The 20,860-nt window shown below is 60.9% G+C and carries 12 protein-coding genes; all 12 read right to left on the reverse strand.

The annotated features are described in order from the left end of the window. Positions 1–24 precede the first annotated feature (24 nt). The gene (locus tag PSAKL28_RS18920; protein WP_038613380.1) at positions 25–3,567 is read right to left on the reverse strand and encodes a glycosyltransferase; all 3,543 of its coding nucleotides are present in this window, start codon (positions 3,565–3,567) and stop codon (positions 25–27) included. Positions 3,568–3,615: 48 nt separating this feature from the next. Next, positions 3,616–4,770 (reverse strand): dTDP-4-amino-4,6-dideoxygalactose transaminase, encoded by a 1,155-nt coding sequence (rffA, locus tag PSAKL28_RS18925; protein WP_038613382.1) that lies wholly within the window; start codon positions 4,768–4,770, stop codon positions 3,616–3,618. Between the two features lie 24 nt (positions 4,771–4,794). Then, positions 4,795–6,174, reverse strand: coding sequence for an NAD(P)/FAD-dependent oxidoreductase (locus PSAKL28_RS18930; protein WP_038613383.1), 1,380 nt, complete (start codon positions 6,172–6,174; stop codon positions 4,795–4,797). Between the two features lie 10 nt (positions 6,175–6,184). Then, complete coding sequence (locus PSAKL28_RS18935; protein ID WP_038613385.1) at positions 6,185–6,952, reverse strand: class I SAM-dependent methyltransferase; 768 nt, start codon at positions 6,950–6,952, stop codon at positions 6,185–6,187. Positions 6,953–6,988: 36 nt separating this feature from the next. Continuing rightward, positions 6,989–7,624 (reverse strand): class I SAM-dependent methyltransferase, encoded by a 636-nt coding sequence (locus PSAKL28_RS18940; RefSeq protein WP_038613387.1) that lies wholly within the window; start codon positions 7,622–7,624, stop codon positions 6,989–6,991. Beyond that, positions 7,621–8,319 (reverse strand): WbqC family protein, encoded by a 699-nt coding sequence (locus PSAKL28_RS18945; protein WP_038613389.1) that lies wholly within the window; start codon positions 8,317–8,319, stop codon positions 7,621–7,623. Before PSAKL28_RS18945 ends, PSAKL28_RS18940 begins: the two co-directional genes overlap by 4 nt. Positions 8,320–8,429: 110 nt before the next feature. Then, positions 8,430–11,195 carry a glycosyltransferase family 2 protein gene (locus PSAKL28_RS18950; RefSeq protein WP_038613391.1) on the reverse strand — a complete coding sequence of 922 codons (2,766 nt, stop codon included), beginning with the start codon at positions 11,193–11,195 and terminating at the stop codon, positions 8,430–8,432. 54 nt (positions 11,196–11,249) lie between these two features. After that, positions 11,250–14,816 (reverse strand): glycosyltransferase, encoded by a 3,567-nt coding sequence (locus tag PSAKL28_RS18955; RefSeq protein WP_038613393.1) that lies wholly within the window; start codon positions 14,814–14,816, stop codon positions 11,250–11,252. A gap of 81 nt (positions 14,817–14,897) precedes the next feature. Continuing rightward, positions 14,898–16,475 carry a flagellar hook-associated protein 3 gene (locus PSAKL28_RS18960; RefSeq protein WP_038613395.1) on the reverse strand — a complete coding sequence of 526 codons (1,578 nt, stop codon included), beginning with the start codon at positions 16,473–16,475 and terminating at the stop codon, positions 14,898–14,900. Between the two features lie 13 nt (positions 16,476–16,488). Next, the gene (gene flgK, locus PSAKL28_RS18965; protein ID WP_038613397.1) at positions 16,489–18,525 is read right to left on the reverse strand and encodes a flagellar hook-associated protein FlgK; all 2,037 of its coding nucleotides are present in this window, start codon (positions 18,523–18,525) and stop codon (positions 16,489–16,491) included. Between the two features lie 10 nt (positions 18,526–18,535). Continuing rightward, the gene (gene flgJ, locus PSAKL28_RS18970; protein WP_038613399.1) at positions 18,536–19,741 is read right to left on the reverse strand and encodes a flagellar assembly peptidoglycan hydrolase FlgJ; all 1,206 of its coding nucleotides are present in this window, start codon (positions 19,739–19,741) and stop codon (positions 18,536–18,538) included. Positions 19,742–19,750: 9 nt separating this feature from the next. Further along, positions 19,751–20,860: a flagellar basal body P-ring protein FlgI gene (locus PSAKL28_RS18975; RefSeq protein ID WP_038613401.1), complete on the reverse strand. Its 1,110-nt coding sequence runs from the start codon at positions 20,858–20,860 to the stop codon at positions 19,751–19,753.

Here is a 20,860-nt window from a genome sequence, read left to right on the forward strand (position 1 = left end):
TGCGCGGTGAAAATGCACTGGCGATCAATCAGCCAGCCAGGCGCGGCGCCAGCCCTCCAGCCTTTGCCCTTCCAGCAACCATTCACTACGCACGATTGCCTGCAGGGAATCGCCCAGGGCCGCAGAAGCACCAAGGTCCTCCAGGTGCAGGCGGATCGCCCGGACCCAGTCGGCGGCCTGATTGTTCACCCGCGACAACGGCAAGGCATCGCCGCCGGCAAAGCCTGCAACCCGACTACAGATGACCGCCTGACCGCAAGCCGCGTGCTGAAGCACGCGCATATCGCCGGAGCACGCATTGACCAGGGTTTCAGCCATGGGTACCAGGGCAATGTCCAGATTCAGGGCCGCCAAATCGACACCCAGGCAATGCGGCTCCACAGCTGCGTGATGCTCTCTCAGGTACGGCCGCAAGGCGGCAGGGCAATCGCCCAGAACCACCCAGTCGACTTCACCCGCCAGCATCGGCACAACCTCGGCGAGCAAGTACGCATCATGGCAGCCCAACCATCCCACACGCGGTTTCTCCCCCGCGCGCCGAGCCCCCTGCAAACGCCCCCACGAGGGGGGCAGGACGTTCTCGAGCAGCCGTACATCATCGTGCTGGTCCCGCACCAGCTCAGCCAGCGCTGCCGTGGCAACCAACACCCTGTCAGCCTGCATCACCCCGGACCGGATACGCTGCTCCAGATCCTCGGCAGAACGCACCTGACCATCGCCGATGCCCTGCAGATAACGATCCAGATCATAGACCTTGAATGCCTGCGAAAAAGCACGCAGGCGACGCAACGCCAACAACCCCGAATCATCCAGTGGACGCTGCAGCACGATGCTTGAAGGGTTGTAGCGCTCTATCTCCATCGGCGACAGCACCCCGGCGATCACCGCACCTTCGATACGCCCTGCGTCGCGCAAGGCCTCCATAGGCCCCAGCAGGCGCGAACTTACCGCGCCGTCCTGATCGGCCGCGCAGGCAAGCACGGTCGGTACCATCCCCCGCAATGGCCGCCAGCTCATATCGCCTCCCTGGACGGCAAACTCCTCGCCCGCACTCAGCGAGAAGTTGACGTTGTACGCGGGGTCACGTGCCAGCTGCGGCAACCAGCGCGCATACAGTGCATCCTCCTGATCGGCGCTGGCCGGCTCGTCCTCCGAAGCGTCCAGCAAAAGCCGGGCGTGGGGCGTCCAGACATTCAGGTAACCGGCCTGAAGCAGCCTGAGGCACAGGTCCACAGCCACCCAGCGAGAAAACAGGGGATCAATGTCGAAGCCACCGGATTCAATGAATAGCGAGCGGCGCACCATGAGGCATTCGCCACCGACAGCCGAACAATCCTGTTCCAGCCCAAGACGCCCCATGTAACCGGAGTCCTGCGCGGAGCGGCCTTCGAAGGCGCGCCCAACCCCGCCACCCAGCCCCAATACCAGGGCCGCCTGGCGAACAGCACTGTCGCGGGTCACCAGCTTGCAACCAACGGCACCCACTTCCGGGCGCTGCGCATGGTTGAGCAACGCCTGCAGCCATTCGCCATCGAGCACGGCGCTGCCGGCATCCAGCCACAGCAGGTATTCACCCCGGGCCTCCTCCACTGCCGCGTTGCACATGGCCGCACGCGTGTAACCGGGCTCGAAGCGCAGGATGTTGAAGCGCCCTTCCCCCATCCGCCCGACCATCGCAAGCCAATTCAGCAACACGGGATCATTACTGCCCGGCTCAATCAGCAACACCTCATAGTCGGCAAAGGTTGTCTGCGCCATCAAGCTCTCCAGGCAGCGCTGGAAGTGCAGCAGCTGTCCTTCGAGGAAGATGACGATGCTGACCGAAGCCTGCTGCTGGTGTGCATAGTCGATACGGTAACGACCCGGCGCTGCCGCCAACGGCAGCGCTTTAGCAGCGGTATATCCACGGCCTTGCAAATGCGCTTCGATGACCGCGCACTCGTCGGCACATGCCTGCAACTGCAGGGCATTGCCGATCAACAACGGCTCGCTAACGTGACCGACGCACCCCAGCCCCCGCTCGCTGATCAAGCGCAGTTGGAAATCAAGTTCGAACGCCCGGCCACCCGCCTGATTGAAGCCACCAAGCTGGCGCCAGGCATCGCATCGGTACAACCAATGCCGCGACAGGTAGCCTGGGAAGGCCAGCAACATGTCCAGATTAAGGTCGGGGCGCAATGCGGTATCGACCACTCCCTGCGCTTGGCACAGGGCTTCATCCGCATAGACAGCCAGGCAGTCCATGGGAACCCGGGTCAACTCCAGTGCCGTCAGCAACAAGCCGCTGGCGGTGAATTCGCTGCCGGCGTTCACCAACATGAACCAGTCGCCGGTGTGCCCACGCAGACAGGCATCGATCGCAAGGACCGGCCCTGCTGGATCGCACTGCACCCATTGGACGGCGCGCAGTCCTGGATTCTCCTGACCCAACACGCAAACCTGCACACCCGGGTACAGGCCACGATCCAGGCTGTCCAGGGTGAGCGCCAGCGCCACGGAGTCACCGTGGTCGACCACCAGCACAACAAAGCGCGCATCAGTTGCATCCGCCAGCCGGTCTTCGATCAACCGCATCTGCTGCGGCTGTGGATAACGTTGCCGCAGCCAGTCCCGCACGCCCAGCTGATTGCCCACAGCCTCACGACGGGCGGATGCCTGGGTCTTGGTGATGAAAACTTCCAGCTGGCTCCAGAACGGCGCCGTCCGCTCGACATAGCGTTGCAACGCGCCATCCAGGCCGGCCCGCGCATGGATCAGCGCATCCTCACGATCCAGCATGGCAAAACCAGCACTGCCGACGAAGCTGGCATCGAGAAACGCCTGATCGATGCCGTGCCCGGGGATGAAGATGACCGGGCATCCGCAGAGCACTGCAATTACGCAAGTCATCGACCACTCATGGGTGTACATCACCTCTGCCCGTCGGAGCAGTTGCGCCAGCTCTGGCAGTGTCAGGGCTTTGGCCATGCTCAGCAGACGAACATCCGCCGGCAGTATCGAGTAGTCAATGGTGTCGAGAGGAAAGCGATTCTGGTAGAGGTAACGGCCTTCACGCTGACTGTCCGGCTGCCCGGCACAGAACAGGTCAACGTCGATTGTCGGCAGGCACAGCAAATCACCGTCCGGGTGGCCATGATCTTCGGCAATCAATTTGCCCGAGTAGAACAGCAGATCGCTGGGCGCAGCCTCCATGCCCCGGCCAGAGATGAACCCCTCGAAGTTCAGCAGGAAACGCGCCACGACCGAACAGTTGAACGGATTGCCCGCGGCAACTTCTGGATAGACCGCAATCGGCACCCGACCTGCAAGTTCGTGACGCTGCCTGGCCTCGTCGTCAAGCAACGGCGTCTTCAGCTCCGGGTTCACCACCTTGCCGCCGCAGATGTAGGCCTCTCGTCCATTCAGGTTGAGCAGATGGCAGAGGTAATGGAGCGAGGCGATCCCCGATGAGGTCTCCCGGTAATCCGGCGCCATGATGTAGTACGGGTGCTCCGGCCGGGCATACATCAATCGGAGACGCTTCATGGCCTGCTCCAGGCCCGCGCCAACCTGCACGGAATTCGACATGGGGTGAAACTCCAGAAATCAGCTGAACAATCGCCGCGCCTAAGGCAGTCACGCCTCCCGAGCACCTGCGAAGAATTGGAAGATGGCTGCGCACACCTGAGCGACCTGGCGGCTACTCATGTCGGAAAAAAGCGGCAGGCGCACCAGGCATGCAGAAACCTCCTGCGTGACGGGCAAGTCACCGACACTGCGCGAGTAGCGCAATCCGGCAGGGGAGTCATGCAGGGGGACGTAATGGAACACGGCATAAATGCCCCGTTCGCGGAGAAACTCAATCAGTTCACCGCGCTCTTTGTTACTGCGCATCAGCAGATAGAAGATATGCGCATTGGCCGGCTTGCCGCCCTGGGCACGGGGCAAGGTGAAATAGCCGTCCGCTTCAAGGGACGCAAGCTGATGGTAATAGGACTCGTACAATGAGCGGCGATGAGTATTGATACTTTCCCCCTGCTCCAGCTGGGCATACAGGAAAGCAGCCGTCAGCTCGCTGGGCAGGAACGAGGAACCCACGTCGACCCAGGTGTACTTGCTCACTTCTCCGCGGGAAAAAGCTTTGCGGTTGGTGCCTTTCTGCCAGATGATTTCAGCCCGCTCGATTAACCTGGGGTCGTTGATGAGCAGAGCCCCACCCTCACCGCTGATCACGTTTTTCGTTTCGTGAAAACTCAGGCAACCCAGATGGCCCAAAGTCCCCAGTGCACGGGTTTTCTCCCGGGCAAGGATCGCCTGGGCGGCGTCCTCGATGAGGATCAGCCCGTGCTTGTCGCACAGGCGTAGCAGGGCATCCATGTCACAAGGCTGGCCCGCGTAATGCACCGCGACGATCGCCTTGGTCTTCTCGGTGATTGCCGCCTCCACCAGGCGCTCGTCCAGGTTCAGCGTATCCTTGCGTACATCCACAAAGACCGGGACTGCGCCGCGCAGGACAAAGGCGTTTGCCGTGGATACGAAGGTGAAAGACGGCATGATGACTTCATCGCCCGGCCCGATATCCGCCAGGATCGCCGCCATCTCCAGGGCCGCCGTGCACGAATGCGTCAACAGTGCCTTGGGGCATCCCAGGTTGACCTCCAGCCATTCCTGGCATAAGCGCGTGAATTGCCCATCGCCAGCGATACCGCCATTCATCACCGCCTGCGCGATATAGAACAGCTCTTTGCCAACGACAAAAGGCTTATTGAAAGGAATGATCTGCTTGCTCACATTCGTGACTCCGGCGTTCTGGCTTCAGGCAAAGTCCGAGAGGGAAAGGTAACCACCCAACAGCGCGTCCAGGAAATCCACCTGAACGGCCTGCTCGAGCCCATGCTTGTCGAAGAAGGCACGTGCACGCTGGTAGTAGTAATGCTCCACCGCCTGGTCAGCATCGGTATGACCGGCATCAAAGCCATGCTGCGACAACGCCGAGCATTTGACCGCTGCATACTTGCGACAGCATGCCTCCACCGACTGATCTAGCCATGCACTGCGCTGCGGTCGGGTGAAGTGGAAATAGTCTTTGGCCTGCGCCGAAACAGACTTGTCCAGCAGCAATGCAGCCAGGTTGTCAGCCAACCATGGCGCAAAATGGTAGCCATCCCTGCGGGTGCCGGAGGCAATGAAGGTGTTGTCGTTAAGCTGGCCGATGACCGGGTAGCCATCAAGGCTCAGCGGGCGGTAGCCGAAGTTGTAGCGGATGAACCCACTGGTGCGGTGCAGGTGGTTGACCTGATTGATCGCACCGTTGATCAGCGCCGCCACCGACTCTGCCCGCGGGAAGTGTTCGTCGGCGGTGGTCACCAGGTTGGTGGCCCCGACGACGAACTGGTCGTCCTGATAGGGCGCATGGTAGATGCCACAGGCGCCGCCACGGTTGGGAGTACGCAGTACGTAGCGCCCCTTGATGCCGGGGTTCTTCAACACCACGGTCGCGCCGACACCATTGACCACCCGAATGCAGCCTTCCTCGTCCCACAATCGCGTCGCCATACTGCCATTGGCCAGCACGACACGCTCCCCGCTCAGCACGCGCCCGTCTTCCAGGGTCACGCCACGGGTACGACCATTGACCTTGTCCAGCGATTTCACCACGCCGTCGACAAAACGCACACCGCGTCTTTCCAGCGTTGCCTGCAGCGCATGGATCACACCATCCGGATTGAGCACGCCTTCGCGCGGCAGGAACAGCGCCTGACGCGTGCGATAGTTCGCCCCTGGCACATAGGCGGGTTCAAGGTGCGGGTCGACACGTTCGTACGGCTCGGCGAATTCGTCAAGGTATCCGGCGATCGCATCGAACGCGGCATCCTCGAAGCTGTTGGAGGCGTTGTTATTCACCAGCACGGTACCCAGGCGATAGTACTCGGCGGGAATCTCGAACTCTTCGACAAAGCTCCCCCACAGACGGGCTGATGCCTGGCTCAACTCGAACTTCAGACGGTCACGCGGTTGATCGAGTGCGCCCGGCTCGAGCTCGGCGAAGGAGTTGAGCATGGCCGCAGCGGCCATGGAAGCGCTATAAGGACGTGTAGCCGGTCCAACCACCTGGATGCGCTCACCTGGAACACTACGCGACAGGCCTGCGGCGATAGCCAGGGCAACCATTCCATTGCCAACAATCAGAAACATGGGGCGCTCCTTACAGCAGTTTGACGATGCACAGTGACGGGTAGGTTTCCGAGCGTTTGATCTCGTGACGCACCTTCCCCAGAATCTCGGCGACATAGGCATAGCCCTCGCCCGGCAGGAAGTCGCGCTGCAACTGGAAGAACACCAGCAATGCGCCAGGCACGCAGCGTGGCAAAATCTGCTCCAGGGCAAATCGGGTCGGCCCCTCCAGATTCATGTCGAAGAAAGCGAGGGCCACCAGCAGGTTGCGTTGCTGCTCGATGAACTGCGGCAAGGTGTCCTTGATATCCCCTTCCACCACCTGATGCCCGCCTGATACTTGAGGCAAAGCATTGATGCCTTCATGGAGGGTCAGCAGGTGACGCAGGTAATCCGCATAGCCATTGCCAGTGTCATAGCAACCGTCCTGGAAATGCGCGTTGGCAACCTGCCCGTCGCCGGTATGGGATTTGTAGCCGGCAAAGGTATCGAACGCCGCGATCCGGCGCTGTTTGTTGAACGGTTCAAAGATCGCGCGAAGATTTTCACAGAGCACGGCGTTCTGCCCACGCCACGTACCGAAGTCCAGTACCGAACCAGGCAACCGGACAATCTCACGATAAAGATCGGAAACCGCCAGCATCCGCGCTAACGATGCGGAGCGGATGAACAAGCCGAGATTGCGCTCTTTTTCGGCATCATCCAGAGGCGCGTTGTGGAAAGCCTGCCAGAGCTGCTCACGGGCTTCGAGCTGGCTATCGCTGGACTGTGTGACGGAGGTGGAACCGCTTTTGAGCATAGTATTCGCCAAGAGACAAAGTGGTCGGACAGGTCGTCAAGAAGCCTTGCGCACAAGCAAGGTGAACTCGTACAAACCATAATCATGCAAGAGTGCCACCTCTCTGGAGTAGTTTCTTTTGCACAGATCAAAGTAGAAGCAGGGATCACCGTAATAGAGGTAATCACGCATGAAAGGAGGGTCTGAATAAGAGGTCAGACAGTTGAAGGCGAAGCCCTTGCGACTGCAGGCATCCATGGTGCGCAGCACGTCGGCGATATATGCCTCCCAGGTTGCACGCGGGGTATCCTGGCAGACATTGAAAATGCCACTGGCCACCGCGTAATCCGCCTGCCATGGGGCACTTTCGGCCACCTCGAAGCGCACCGCGTCGTTGGCCGGATGCTGTTGGCGGGCTGCCGCGATCATCTGCTCCGACAGGTCGTACCCATGGTAATCGACCGCCAGACCATGCTCACGCAACCACGTCAGCAGCGCACCGTAGCCACATCCGACATCGATCAGGCTGAACCCTTCCTGCTGTTCTTTGGCTGGCACCAGTTTTAGCAACTGGGCAAACCGCAGTTGCTGCGATGCGCTGCCGTTCCAGTCGACCCCTTCGGGGGTGGCACCATGTGCACGGATTCGCGATGAGTAGTAATCCGCCACATCTTGCATGATGTCCGTGCTCATGAACGTCGCTCCAGAAAAGTTGACGCATCGCTGCCTGTGTTGAACAACAAGTCGATGACACTGACGGCATGTTGAAACTCGCCGAACAACTGTGGGTACTCGGGATAGCCGGCATAACTCATGTACGACACTTCGAGCCCGGCAGTGGCAAAGGCCGCTTCGTCCAGGTAGCAGCTGGCCGCAGGCCCCGAAAGATACTCGGTGGCATCCAGGGCCTGACATAGCTGGATCAGCCGTTCATTCTTACCCTCGCTGCGCCCCAGGTCCTCGGAGCGATACAGCGGCGTGTGAATATCGAGCAACGCGCACAGGCCGCTGATGAACAGCTCATTGATGCGAGAAAGACTCTCGATGCTGGCAGCCTGCTCGTAGAGGGCGCGAATCGGTGCCTCCATCTGGGTAAAGCAAGCCGCTCGCCGGTAGCTCATCTCGATGGTCTTCCAGTGTTTGGCTGCCCAGTCCGATTCACTGACCTGCACTTCATTGATCAACTGCTCGTATCGCCCACGGTTCTTCACCGGGACACTCAACCAATGCTCGCCCTGGGCTGTCTTGATCTTGTTGCGATTGCGCCAGTCCCGCCGGGTGTACTGGACATCGTCATACAAGATGAACGCATCGACGCTGCGAATCAGATCGAAGTATCCCTTCCAGGGGATGTAGTTCGACTGCACCACAGCTACTTTCTTTTGCATCCTGAACCTCACGTGCGCAACGCAAAACCGAGTCACTGGCCTGTCAATAAATCGCCACCAGACATGAAAAAGCCGGGTACTGGACCCGGCTTTTGCAATTCCCGCGCCAGCTATCCCAACTGCGCGAGCCATTGCAGCTGTGAACGCGAGGCATCCACGTCATTGCCGCCACCGAACTGCACTCGAGCGTTGAACGCCGTCGGCCACCGGGTTGCCAACGCCTGGCTGAGGCTGGCGTCCGGGGTTGCCACGGCACTGACGAGCAATTGCGAACGAGGTGTCCAGACCACCATCAGCCCCGTTTCGGCCACCGCCAGGCACAGGTCGATATCTGCGCCAGCGGCTGCCTGCAGCCCGCCAAAATGCTCGAACAGCTCCTTGCGCACCATCAGGCAATCGCCGGACACCGCCGGGCAGCTGCGCACCGACAGCGACCAGCTGTGCCTGGCACCCACCTCAAGCGGCAGCCCTTGCCATGGCGCATACACCTGTGGATCGGCGAGCAACTCATAGCCCGCATGGGCCAGTGTGCCGTCAGTCGCGTGCAGGCATGCGCCGACGACACCGACCTCCGGACGCTGCGCCTCATTGAGCAAGGCCTCGATCCACGCCGGAGTGATCACCTGGCAGCGCTCTGACAGCAGCACCAGATAGTCACCACGGGCCTGACTGGCCGCCAGATTCAGCAACTCGCCACGCGATGCACCTGGCTCAGCGCCCAGCCAGCGGATGCGCCCGGCAAAGGCCTGGGATGCGCTGACCTCGGCTTCAAGCACATCACTGGCACACGCCACCAGCACTTCGTAGCGTGGATAGCGGGTACGCTGCAGCACTGCGGTCAGGCTAGCCTGGAGCTGCGCCGAGTCCCCTTCAAACGCCAACAGAATGCTGACCAGCGGCGTGGCCGAATGACGGAAATCGATAACCAGGCCGGACGCTCCCTGATTGCTGATCTGGCTGCGATAACCCAGTTGCGTCAGGTGCCGGTTGAGAATCGCCTGCGCCTCTGTGACCAACGCTGGCGAGGCCTGCTGGCCGATGACCAGATAATCGTCCATATGGGCCAGGCTGCCCTGCCCCTGCTCCTCCACCAGACGCAGCAACAGGTCAAGCTCAAGAGCCTGGCGATGAGTCTCGCTGTAACCACCCAGATCGAGCACGGCCTGGCGACGCACCAGCCAATGCCGGGACATCAAGCCCGGCTGGCTGCGCAGCAGGTCCAGATTGCCCCCTGGACGCACCACGCTGAGCAGGCGCCCCTCGGTATCACGCTGGACTTCGTTGGCAGCGATGGCCTGACATGCAGGTGCCTCGCCAAGCTCCACCGACAAGCGCTGCAATCCACCGGCAAGCAACACGTCACCGGCCTGCAGCAGCAGCAACCATTCGCTTGGCAGTTGGCGTACGACCTGGTTCAGGTGAGTCACCCAGTTGCTTTCAGTCACCCGAATGAAGTGCAGGGTGTCGCGCGCCGTGGTGATCGTCGGCGGATTGCCGCCTTTGAGCACCACCAGCTTGAAGTTGCGCACGCCACTGGCCAACAGGCTGTCAAACGTGGCTTGCAGTGCCTGATCGTCATCCTCAAGGTCCACAACCACAAAGGCGATTTGCGGGGCCGGGTGCTTGGCCAGATGCGCCATTACGCGCTGGCGTCCCGCCTGATCCGGCGTGGCCGCAGCGATGGCATCGAGCACCTGGCCGGAAGGAGTGGCACGCAGCCTTGCCTGCATGTCGATACCCGGCACCTGCTCAAGGCGCTGGAGCCAGTTCTCCAGTTCACGGGCGTGATCGATATCGTCATCGTCGTTCAACATCGGCATCAGTTGCTGGCAGACGTCCAGGTTGAACAGACCCAATGCCAGCGCTTGCCAATAGCGTTGTTTCAAGCTCTCTGCGACATCATTGGGATGTTCCTGCATCAGATCGCGCTGGCGTACCCAGATTCCTTCCAGGGCCTGCTGGTGTTTCTGGCCAGTCGGCCAGGCATGGCAGAGAAACTCCAATGCTGTCAGCTGATTGAACAAGGCACTGTTGTAATACGGCAGCTCAACATACTGGCGCGGCTCGAAAGCACGCTCAGGATCATCGACAACACTGTTCCACGGGGACGTGAAAAGCAGCGGTTCCTCGCCTTGGTCATAGGTACCGCGGACGAATCGATTGAGCAGCACGGCCCCCGCTTCGTCGGCGCACAGCCCCTGATGAGCAGCGTCCCATTGGCGCAGCGTGCGCACCACCTGATTCAGGTGCTCTTCGCGAATCACCGGCGTCAGTGTGCAAGGCACGTACTCACAGATCACATCGGTCTGTTCAAGGTGAGCGATCTCTCCCTGAGCCAGCAAGGCGCAGGACAAGGCCACGCGCAAGCCGGCAAAGTCCAGCTCCCCCGGCACGATAGCCAACGCCTGCTGCAAGGCCTCGACACGCAACACCGCGCGCCAGGCCTGCTGACCCGCCAGAGCATACTGCTTCAGACGGGCAGCCGCGCCCTCTTCAGCCAGTGGCGCAAACGGCGAGCCAATCTTGTGATAAGCCACTTGCGCGTTACCCGGGGCATAGGCCAGGGCATAGCCTTGTACCGCCACTGCCTGGGACTGCTGATGCAGGCACGCCGCAGCGCTGTCCAATGACGCCGCCAGGACGAAATCGGCGTCCAGGGCCAGGGTCACGAAAGGTGTGGTGACTTGCGCCAGCGCCTGCGCCAGACGCTTGCGGCACAGCTCGGCCGGCGTGGCCGCAAGCAGCGACTCCAGTGGCAGGCAAGGGACGCCGGCCTGGCCATAGTAATGCAGCGCACGGACACGGTGATCCGCCTGCTCATGTCCCAGCAGGACAACGGTCACATCACTGCGCGACCCAGTTGCGATTTCGATCATAGTGCACCTGTTCAAGTTATCGTTTCAGCATCCGGCCGCGCCGGGCGCCAAGGTTCAGTCAGCCAGCCAGGCGTTCGCCCAATGCTGCAGATGGTGTTCATTGAGCACAAAGTCGCGCAACACGGCCTCGCGCAGGGCATCACCCTGGCGGTAACTCGCCAGCGGGTCGCCAAGATGCATGCGAATTGCCTCCAGCCACTGCTCGGTGGTGTTCTCGCGTACTCGCGTGCAGGGCAGATAGCCGGCATAGGCCTTGGTGTCGGTACAGATCACCGGGAAGCCGCAGGCGCCGTACTCCAACAACCTCAGGTTGCTCTTGCAGTCGTTGAACAGGTTCTGTTCGAGCGGTGCCAGGGCCAGGTCGAGGTTGAGGCTGGCCAGTTTGCGAGGATACTGAGCAAAAGAAATGCCCGGATGGAACTCCTTCACATAGGGGCGCAACACGTCCGGGCACATACCAAAGAACACCCAGTCGACCTCATCCGCCAGCGTCTTGACCACATCCAGCAACAGTTCCAGGTCACCCCGGTGGCTAGTACCACCGGCCCAGCCCACCCGTGGCCGCGCGCTGCTCTGGCGCTGGCTGAAAAGGCCGGTCCACAGCTCGGCGGCGAGCATATTGGGCACCACACGGATATCGCTGTGCATGCTCGACAAGGCATCGGCCAACGGCTCGGTGGAAACCACTACGCGGTCACACAAAGCAATGGCCTGACCGACCAGTTCGCGCATATTGCTCGGCATATTGCGCGCATGGTCGTTCTTCTTCGGCGGCTCGATGACGTAGTCGTCGAGCTCATAAATCCGTCGCGCGTTGGAAAAGCGCTTGTACTGGGCAATGTCCTCGACGCTCCCCCAGCCGTAACGACACTGCAGGATCACCACATCGGGCTTTTCCCGTTCCAGCTCGATCAGGCCTGGAGAGGTGTAATCGAGCCGACCTTGAATCCAGCCACCCAGTTCCAGCTCGGTGAAGGGCTGGATAACCCGGTAATGCCCTACTGCCGTGGTGTTGCCCGGCAACCCCAGCACCGATGGCATGGCCCGTGCGATAAATGGATCCCAACCGCTGCGCAGACCCGGTTCAAAATTGAAATTCGCCAGCTTCAGGCTGAGATTGCGATTGTAGGCAGGGTCCAGGGCGACTCGGGCCAGCCAGCGTTGAAGAAACGCCGCCTGGTCCGCTTCGCCGTTCACCGTCAACCCATTGTCGGCAATGGGCTGCCTGGCAACTCTCGAGAACGGTGTCCAGACCACCAGGTAGCCCAGCTCGTGCGCCCGCAGACACAGATCGGCATCGAACAAGGCACTCTGCAAGGTGGCGGTATCCAGCCCCTGCAGCTCTTTGAACAGCTCACTGCGGACCAATAGGCAGTCGAGGCTCAGCGCGCTCCAGTTCTGCACCAGGCTCAGTCGGCTCATGTAACCGCCTGTACTCGCCGCGCAGCCGAGGAATGAACTACAAGCAGCGCCTCCCAGGCCCAACGCCAAACCAGCCGAAACCACCTCACCCTTGCTGTCGAGCAACTTCGGGCCAACCAGACCGACTTCCGGGCGCTGGGCCTGATGCATCAACTCGTGAAGCCACTGGCTGTCGAACAGCAGACAACCGCAATCGAGCAATAGCAGGTAATCGCCACGGGCCTCGAGGCTGGCCTGGTTCAGGCTCGCGGCCTGGCCCTGGGCTGCAACCGCAATAACGCGCAGTTGCTCACTGCCCAGCCCGGCCATCGCAGCCAACCACTCACGAATCTCGGCGGGCGCGTCATCATCAACGACCAACAGCACTTCAAAGTTGCCATACGCAGTATGCTCAAGCAGCGATTCGACACAACGGATCAACGCCGACAGGTCTGCCCCGGCATAGATCAGTATCGACACACTCGCCGCCCACTCATGCTGGTAGGTCACCCGGCTCATCATGCTGCCGTCGATGCCGGTCACTTGCGCGCTTACCCCCAAGCGTTGCAAGTGCGCCTGCACCACACGTGATGCCTGGGCATGACCGCTCGGCTCGCTCAACCAATCGGCAAAACTGCATTGACTCTGCACCAGCACTTCGGCGATGTGCTCCACCACTTGTAGGCCATGGGCCTCGACCATGCGCCAGAGCAGGTCATGTGCAGCCAGGCTGTCGAAGCCATCATCGAAGCCGCCCAGCGCACGCACCGCATTGCCTTTGAAGGCCAACATGCGGCCGACATAGGGCAGGCTACGCATCAGGTCGAGGTTGAAGTCCGGTTTGAAAATCGGCTGCGAAGGCGCAAGGTTGTCATTGGCGCCTTCATCGGTGTACAGGCACAGGCTGTCAGTACGCAGCGCCATACGCTCGGCCATGATCACCAGGGCGTGCGCATGCAGACGGTCGCCAGCACGCAGAAGAAAGAACCAGTCAGCCTGGTGGTCATTGTCCAGCCACTGGTTGAGCTGGACAAAACCGGTACCCGAGCGGACCAGGTACTGCACCTCTGTATTGACCTCCCCCAGGAGCGATGCCGGGCCGAGGACAACAATGCGCTGGGCGGCATAGGACTGTATTGCCAGGCTGTCGAGGGTTACGCGCAACGCGGCTTCATCGTCGTCGCAGATAATCACCGGAACAATCCGTGGCTGGCTTGCCCACTGCTCGATACGTTTGGGCAGCAGACGCAGTTGTCCCGCCGACAGCGTACGGCACTCTAGCCATTCAGCGTAGAGCTCGGAAAAACTGAGACTATTGCTGCCAACCTGCTGATTGAAATTGGCCATCTGCGCAGAAAAACTGAGCCGCAGATCAAGCTCCTTCCAGACCTGTTGCGCACTGCCGTTGTAGGTCGACAACGGTAGATAACGCACCCAACCGTTGGCCGGAGCGGCCTCACCGGTACGCGCCTCCAGCATCTGCAGCAGCCACTCGGTCTCGACTTTGAACGCTTCGGTCATGGCGCTCTGGTGACTCAGCCGGCCGGGGTAAACACGCTCCAGGCTCAGTACCTGATTGAGGCTGCACAACTGACCACGGCGCAGCAGACAGGCGTACAAGGCCATGTCCAGGCGCGCGACAAAACCCTGCCCTTCCTGAACCAGGGTTGCCAGGTAGTCCGCCACTTGCGCCCGCCGAAACAGGGCGTGGCTGATCCCGCCAAACAGGTTGACCGCATTGTCGGCAATGCTCTCCAGCAGATCGGTGCCATTGAACACAGCACTCTGCGTCGACAAGATGAAGTTGAGCGCACGCGAAGGCAGCAAAACGTCGTCGGCGGCACATAGCAAGCGCAGGCTGGTGACCATGCTGACCTGCGCCCAGTCGCTCATGACCCTGGCTTGCTGGCTGATGCAACTGCTGAACAGGATATCGTCGTCGCAGAGGAACTTGATCAGTTCCCCGGACGCGTTCATCAGACAGGCCTGGAGGTTACGGGCAAAGCCCAGACGTTCGGGGTTGCGCACATAGTGCACGGGCACCGCTGAGTCCTTGCGCAACTCCTCGCAGATCGCCTCGATCTCTGCACCCGGGCTGTCGTCGCAAACAACGATCTCCAGATTCGGGTAGTCCTGGGCAATCGCGCTGGCTAACGTGCTGCGGAAAAATTCGGCATTGAAAGCTGGGATGGCGATGCTGACAAGGGGCTGTTCGTTCACCGAGGGAAACCTTGAAGAAGATCTATGCGCCCACCCTACTGGGTAAAGCAGGCGCACGAACCATTAACGCGAAGGAAGGGTTCAGAGCCGGTTGAACAGGCTCAGCGAAGAGATCTTGGAGAACGCCAGCTGCGAGGCTTGCAACATCGTCTGCTGCAGGTTCAAACGCATCAGCACCTCGGCAGGATCTGCATCGCGGATTGAGCCCTGGGTCTGGGTATTGGCCATTTTCAGACTTTCGTTTGTGTCTGCCTGCACATCCAGCGCTGCGCCTCGGGCACCGATCGAGCTGATGGCTTCGGAAACCTTGTTGGCACCACTTTCCAGGTTACCGATCGCCGAGTCCAACGCTGCCTGGTACTTCTGCTTCGAGGCAAGATCGTTATCCACCGGCATCTCCAGCGCCTTGCGGAACTGCGAGATGGTATCGAGGATGTTTTGAGTCTGGTGGGTGTCGACCTTGACCGAAAACTGATCGCCGCTCTTTGGCTCATTTGGCGCAGCGGTGAAGTCAAATTCGACACCGGCAATGGTGGCTTTGCTACCCGTCAAGCTGCCGGTGGCAACGGGGCGGGCATCCGGCCCCATAGGCTGGGCATAGACTTCATAGGCGGTATCGCTGGTGAACTTGATGATCGCGCCACTACCCGGAAAGGCATCGTGGTAAGCAGCAGGATCGACGATGTTGGCGCCGGTCATTTGCGATGACGACGGGTTGCCCGGGCTGCGCGAGCCACTGATCGAGTCAGGCTTGGAAGCCAGGTTGAAGGTATGGCCAGCGATGGCTGCGTCCGGGTCGGCGCTGTCGCCGGGCTGGAGGTTGATGTCCAGGCGCATGTCGACACCACGGAAACCGATACTGCCAGCCGGGGCATTCGGATCGAGGGTACCGCCCCCCGTTGCCTCCAGCGTGACATCGTTGTTATTGGCATCGGTGATCTTGAATTGGGTGCTGCTGGTGAACGTGATGGTATAGGGTTCGCCGCTGCGGAAACGGTCGTTGTACACCGTACTGCCGGTGAGCTGGCCATCGGAAAGGCGCACACGACCATCGTCCGGGGTTGGCGCGGTGAGCGAGGTCTGGCTGCGGCTGGTATTGAGTGCTTGCTCGAAGACGCTGTAACCGCTGTCGTTGGTGGCCATGCTGAGCATGTCGCCGACCTGCAGGCTCAGGGTGCTTTGATCGCCTTGGTAGCTGTAAGTACCGTCAGCGTTGCGCACGTAGGGCGGGGTGTCGCCACGCGAGCCGGAGAAAATGTACTTGCCGTTCTCGTCACGGCTGTTCATCAGGCTGTAGAGCTGCTCTTCGAGCTGACTCAACTCTTGGGCGTTGGCCTTGCGATCGGCATCGGTGAAACCACCGCTACCGGAACTGATCGCCAGCTCCTTGACCCGCGCCAACACGTTGGTGATGGAGGTCAGGGTCGACTCGGAGGTCGCCAGGCTGTTGCGCACACTGGTGATGTTGCCATTGTACTGATCGAGCAGATTGCTCTGCTGCTGCAGTTGCAGCAAGCGCGCTGCCCCTACCGGATCATCGGCAGCCGTGCGCACACGAATGTTGTCACTGGCCTGCTGACCGGTCTTGACCAGATTGGAGAAGTTGTTCGAGTAGTTCGAAGCACTGGTCTGGTAGAACTGGGAAGTAGAAATACGCACGGTCTACCACTCCTTAAAGGGCGTTGATCAGCGTGGAGAAGATTTCCTGCGCCGCTTTGATGATCTGCGACGAGGCCGTGTAGTACTGCTGGTACTTGATCAGGTTGCCGGCTTCTTCATCGAGCTGGACGCCCGACAGCGAATCGCGCGAAGCCTTGGCCGAGGTGTGCAGGGCCGTGGTCGAATCCACGTCCATCTGTGCCTGGGCAGTCTTGCCGCCGACGTTCTCCACCAGTTTGCCGTAGGCGTCGGTGAGACTGATGCCCTTGCCGTTGGCACCGACTTCAACCGTACCCTTGGTTTGCAGGTCGATCACCGCCTGGCCGTTACGGTTGTTGTCCGAGCCAGGACCGGTCAGCGATACGGTGTAGTTGTCACCTTCCTTGGGCGCTCCGGACACTTCCATCTCGAAGGTGAAGGTCTTCTGGACACCGTTGGCATCGTTGATCGGCGCTCCGGTGGAGTCGACCATCGGCACCGAGAACTGCAGCTTGTTGGCCTGGCCTGGAATGATGGTGCCGGAGCCCAGCGGGTCACCCTTGGCGTCGAGCAGCTTGTAGGTCTGCGGCGTGGTTTTGTCATCACCGAACACCAGCTTGACCGGCGTCGAATACTTCAGGCCGTTCTGCAGATCCAGGCGCTGGGCAGGATCGTAGATGTCCAGCGACGAGGTCAGATTGGGCTGACCGATGATGCCGGTACCCTTGTTGCCCGAGCCGCTGGTAGCGGTCAATGGCGAGGCCAGCGCCAGGCGCTTGGGATCGGTGAGGACGGTGTCGAGGTTGCTCGCGGCATTGCGGGTCGGGGTGATCTTGAAGCTGTCACCGGCGCTCATGCCGCCGCTATTGAGCTTGAGGGTGAAACCATCAATCACCGGCGCCGGGTCGTCGGTAATGTCGAAGGTGCCCATGTCGGTACCTTCCGGCAGCTTCTTGACGCTGTAGCCGGTAGCGCTGGTGAAGGTCACCTGGTAGTCGCTGGTGCTCAGCTTGCCGGTGTCCTTGATGACCACATCGAGCATGCCGTTGCCGGTGTTGCCGGCTTTGGCAATGCTGCGCTGGCTGATCAGTTCAGGGCTGTTGATGTTGTTGAACAGCGCGGCACCGAACTCGCCGTTCTTGTCGATACCCTGGGCCAGCTGACGGTTGATCTGGTCAGCCATGACCAGCGCCACGCGCCCCAGTTCATTGAGCGACGGGTCGAGCACTTCACTGCGATAACGCAGCAGGCCACCGATCTCGCCGCCGTTGAGGCTGGAAGTGACGTCCATCACCGTGGTGCCACGGTTGAGCTGGATGCTGACCCGGGTCGGGTCGTTCTTGCTCGGCACGGTCTGCAGGGTGTTGATGGTTTTGCCCATCACCAGCGGCTGGCCGTTCTCCAGATAGATATCCAGGTTGCCTTCACGTTCGACCACCTGGGTACCGACCAGCTCGGACAACTGACGCACCGCTTCGTTGCGCTGGTCGAGCAGGTCGTTCGGGGTGCCCTGCATCTGCGAGATCTGGTCGTTGTACTGGGCAATGGTTGCCGACAGTTTGTTGACCTGCTCGGCCATCGACGACAGGTTGCCGTTGATGTTGCTGTTCTGCTCGTTGAGCTGGTTGGCGATGGTGTTGAAGCGCTTGCTCAGCGATTGCGCACTGGTCAGCAGCAACTGGCGCGAAGCATCTTCGTTGGGCTTGGCCGCCGCGCTCTGCATGGCGGTGAAGAAGCTCTTCAAGGCGCCGGTAATGCCAGTGTCGGCATCGGACAGCATGCTGTCGAGCGGCGCGACCTGATTGAGGTAAGCCGCCGCATCGCTGTTCAGCGAGGTGGTGGTACGCAACTGGTTTTCCAGGTAGGCGTTGTACACCCGGCGCACATCGGACAGGGTCGTACCGGTGCCGATGAACACATTGCCATTCTGCTGCGAACCGTTGGCCCGCTGCACGTTCTGCTGGCGCGAATAACCAGCGACATCGGCATTGGTAATGTTGTTACCCGTGGTGTGCAGGCCTGCCTGACTAGCGCCGAGCCCCGACATTCCGATGTTGATCAAACTCGCCATGGTTCAAACCTTATAGTTGCGTAGTGGTGCCAATCGCTGCGTAGCTTTCGTAGGATTTCATTTGCCTGGCGATCTGCGAGATCTTGCTCGCGTAATCCGGGTCGGTTGCATAACCGGCCCGCTGCAGCTCGCGTACAAACTGTTCCGGTTTATCGGCAGCCTTGACCGCTTCTTTATAGCGAGCGTTGTTCTGCAACAGGCTCACCAGGTCATGGAAACTGTCCTGATAGGAATCGTAGGAACGGAACGCCGCCGTCTCCTTGACGAACTGACCATCGCGAAACTCGCTGGTGATCGCCCGTGCCTGATCACCCTGCCAGTTGCCGGTGGCCTTGATGCCAAACAGGTTATGACTGCTGCGACCATCAGCCTGGCGCATGACCGACTTGCCCCAACCGGTTTCCAGCGCGGCCTGCGCCACCAGGTAACGCGGATCGACACCGATGCGCTTGGCGGCCTGCTCGGCCATCGGCAGCATGGTGGCGACAAAGTCATCCGAAGAACTGAAAGCGCGCTTGGCCGGCGCCAACGGCGGCTGGGCCATGGCGCGACCGTAAATGCGCAGGTTGCCTGGCGCGGCAAAGGCTTGCGCCGGTTGCCAGTCACCCTTGACCACGGCGTCGCCAGCCAGGGTCGAACGCCCGGGAATCGGCGCCGTGTTGGTGGTGGCCGGTACAGCGCCGGCCGCTGGCACCAGGCCCGCCAGCAAGCGATCGGTGAGCTTGCCCGGCAACGCCAGACGACGGGAGTTGAGCGCCGCCACATCGTTGCGGGTGACCGCAGTTTCCTGTGGCCGCTCAGGCACGCCGACTGCTGTCGCGCCCAGTGGCCGCGCCTGGATATCGAAGCGCGGGAACGGACTGCTGTTGCTCGCCGCCGACGCAGCTTTCTGCTTGGACAGCTGACGCATCAGCACCTCCTGCAGACCGATACCGCCGCCTTCGCGGGACATACTCACCGCCAGCTGCTGGTCGTACATCTGCTGGTACTGCTTGGTGGTTTCGGTGTTGAGCGGATTGTCCTTGGCCAGCACATCGCTGGCCGAACGCATCGACTTGAGCATCTCGTTGAGAAACAGCGATTCGAATTCCTGGGCCACTTTGCGCAGGTTGGCGTCGCTGTCGCGGTCGCCGACCTTCAACGAACTGAGTCGATTGAGGTCGGTGTAGGCACCGCTGTCAGCCGTGTTGGCTATCGGGTTTTTCGGCATATCCATGGCCAGTCCTCAGATCACGATCAAGTCGGCTTGAAGCGCACCGGCCTGCTTCAGGGCTTCGAGGATTGCCATCAGGTCACTCGGGGCTGCCCCCACCTGGTTCACCGCACGGACGATTTCATCCAGCGTGGTGCCCGGGCCGAACTTGAACATCGGCTTGGCTTCCTGCTCGGCATTGACCCGCGAGCGCGGCACCACAGCGGTCTGGCCATTGGAGAACGGCCCCGGCTGGCTGACGATCGGGTCTTCGGTGATGGTCACGGTCAGGCTGCCGTGGGTGACCGCCGCAGGCGACACTTTGACGTTCTGGCCGATAACGATGGTGCCAGTACGCGAGTTGATGATGACCTTGGCCACCGCCTGGCCCGGATCGATTTCCAGGTTCTCGAGGATCGACAGGTAATCGACACGCTGGCTCGGATCGAGCGGCGCGGTAACGCGCACCGAACCACCGTCCAGGGCCTGGGCCACACCCGGGCCGAGCAGTTCGTTGACCTTGTCGACGATGCGCTTGGCGGTGGTGAAGTCCGGACGATTGAGGTTCAGGGTCAGGCTGTTGCCCTGGTTGAATCCGCTGGGCACGGCACGCTCTACCGAAGCACCGCCGGGAATGCGCCCCGCCGACGGTACGTTGACGGTGATCTTCGAGCCGTCACGGCCTTCGGCGTCAAAGCCGCCGACCACCAGGTTACCCTGCGCGATCGCATAGACATTACCGTCGATACCCTTGAGCGGCGTCATCAGCAAGCTGCCGCCGCGCAGGCTCTTGGAGTTACCGATCGAAGACACGGTGATGTCCACTACCTGCCCCGGCTTGGCGAACGCCGGCAGGTCGGCATGCACCGAGACCGCCGCGACGTTTTTCAGCTGCACGTTACCCGAACCTGCCGGCACCTTGATGCCGAACTGCGACAGCATGTTGTTGAAGGTCTGCAGGGTGAACGGCGTCTGGGTGGTCTGGTCACCCGTGCCATTGAGCCCCACCACCAGGCCGTAGCCGATCAGCTGGTTGCTACGCACGCCGGAAATGCTGGCGATGTCTTTCAGGCGTTCGGCCTGTGCGGCGAACGCGATGGACATCAGAAGCGCGGCGGTAATCAGCTGCTTGAAGTTGAACAT

The organism is Pseudomonas alkylphenolica, assembly GCF_000746525.1.
In the GTDB taxonomy this organism is placed as follows: Bacteria; Pseudomonadota; Gammaproteobacteria; order Pseudomonadales; family Pseudomonadaceae; genus Aquipseudomonas; species Aquipseudomonas alkylphenolica.

Coding starts and splice junctions, on each gene's coding strand:
- PSAKL28_RS18920 (WP_038613380.1), bottom strand. CDS start 3,567: ATGTCGAATTCCGTGCAGGTTGGCGCGGGCCTGGAGCAGGCCATGAAG.
- PSAKL28_RS18930 (WP_038613383.1), bottom strand. CDS start 6,174: ATGTTTCTGATTGTTGGCAATGGAATGGTTGCCCTGGCTATCGCCGCA.
- PSAKL28_RS18935 (WP_038613385.1), bottom strand. CDS start 6,952: ATGCTCAAAAGCGGTTCCACCTCCGTCACACAGTCCAGCGATAGCCAG.
- PSAKL28_RS18940 (WP_038613387.1), bottom strand. CDS start 7,624: ATGAGCACGGACATCATGCAAGATGTGGCGGATTACTACTCATCGCGA.
- PSAKL28_RS18945 (WP_038613389.1), bottom strand. CDS start 8,319: ATGCAAAAGAAAGTAGCTGTGGTGCAGTCGAACTACATCCCCTGGAAG.
- PSAKL28_RS18950 (WP_038613391.1), bottom strand. CDS start 11,195: ATGATCGAAATCGCAACTGGGTCGCGCAGTGATGTGACCGTTGTCCTG.
- flgK (WP_038613397.1), bottom strand. CDS start 18,525: ATGGCGAGTTTGATCAACATCGGAATGTCGGGGCTCGGCGCTAGTCAG.
- flgJ (WP_038613399.1), bottom strand. CDS start 19,741: ATGGATATGCCGAAAAACCCGATAGCCAACACGGCTGACAGCGGTGCC.
- PSAKL28_RS18975 (WP_038613401.1), bottom strand. CDS start 20,860: ATGTTCAACTTCAAGCAGCTGATTACCGCCGCGCTTCTGATGTCCATC.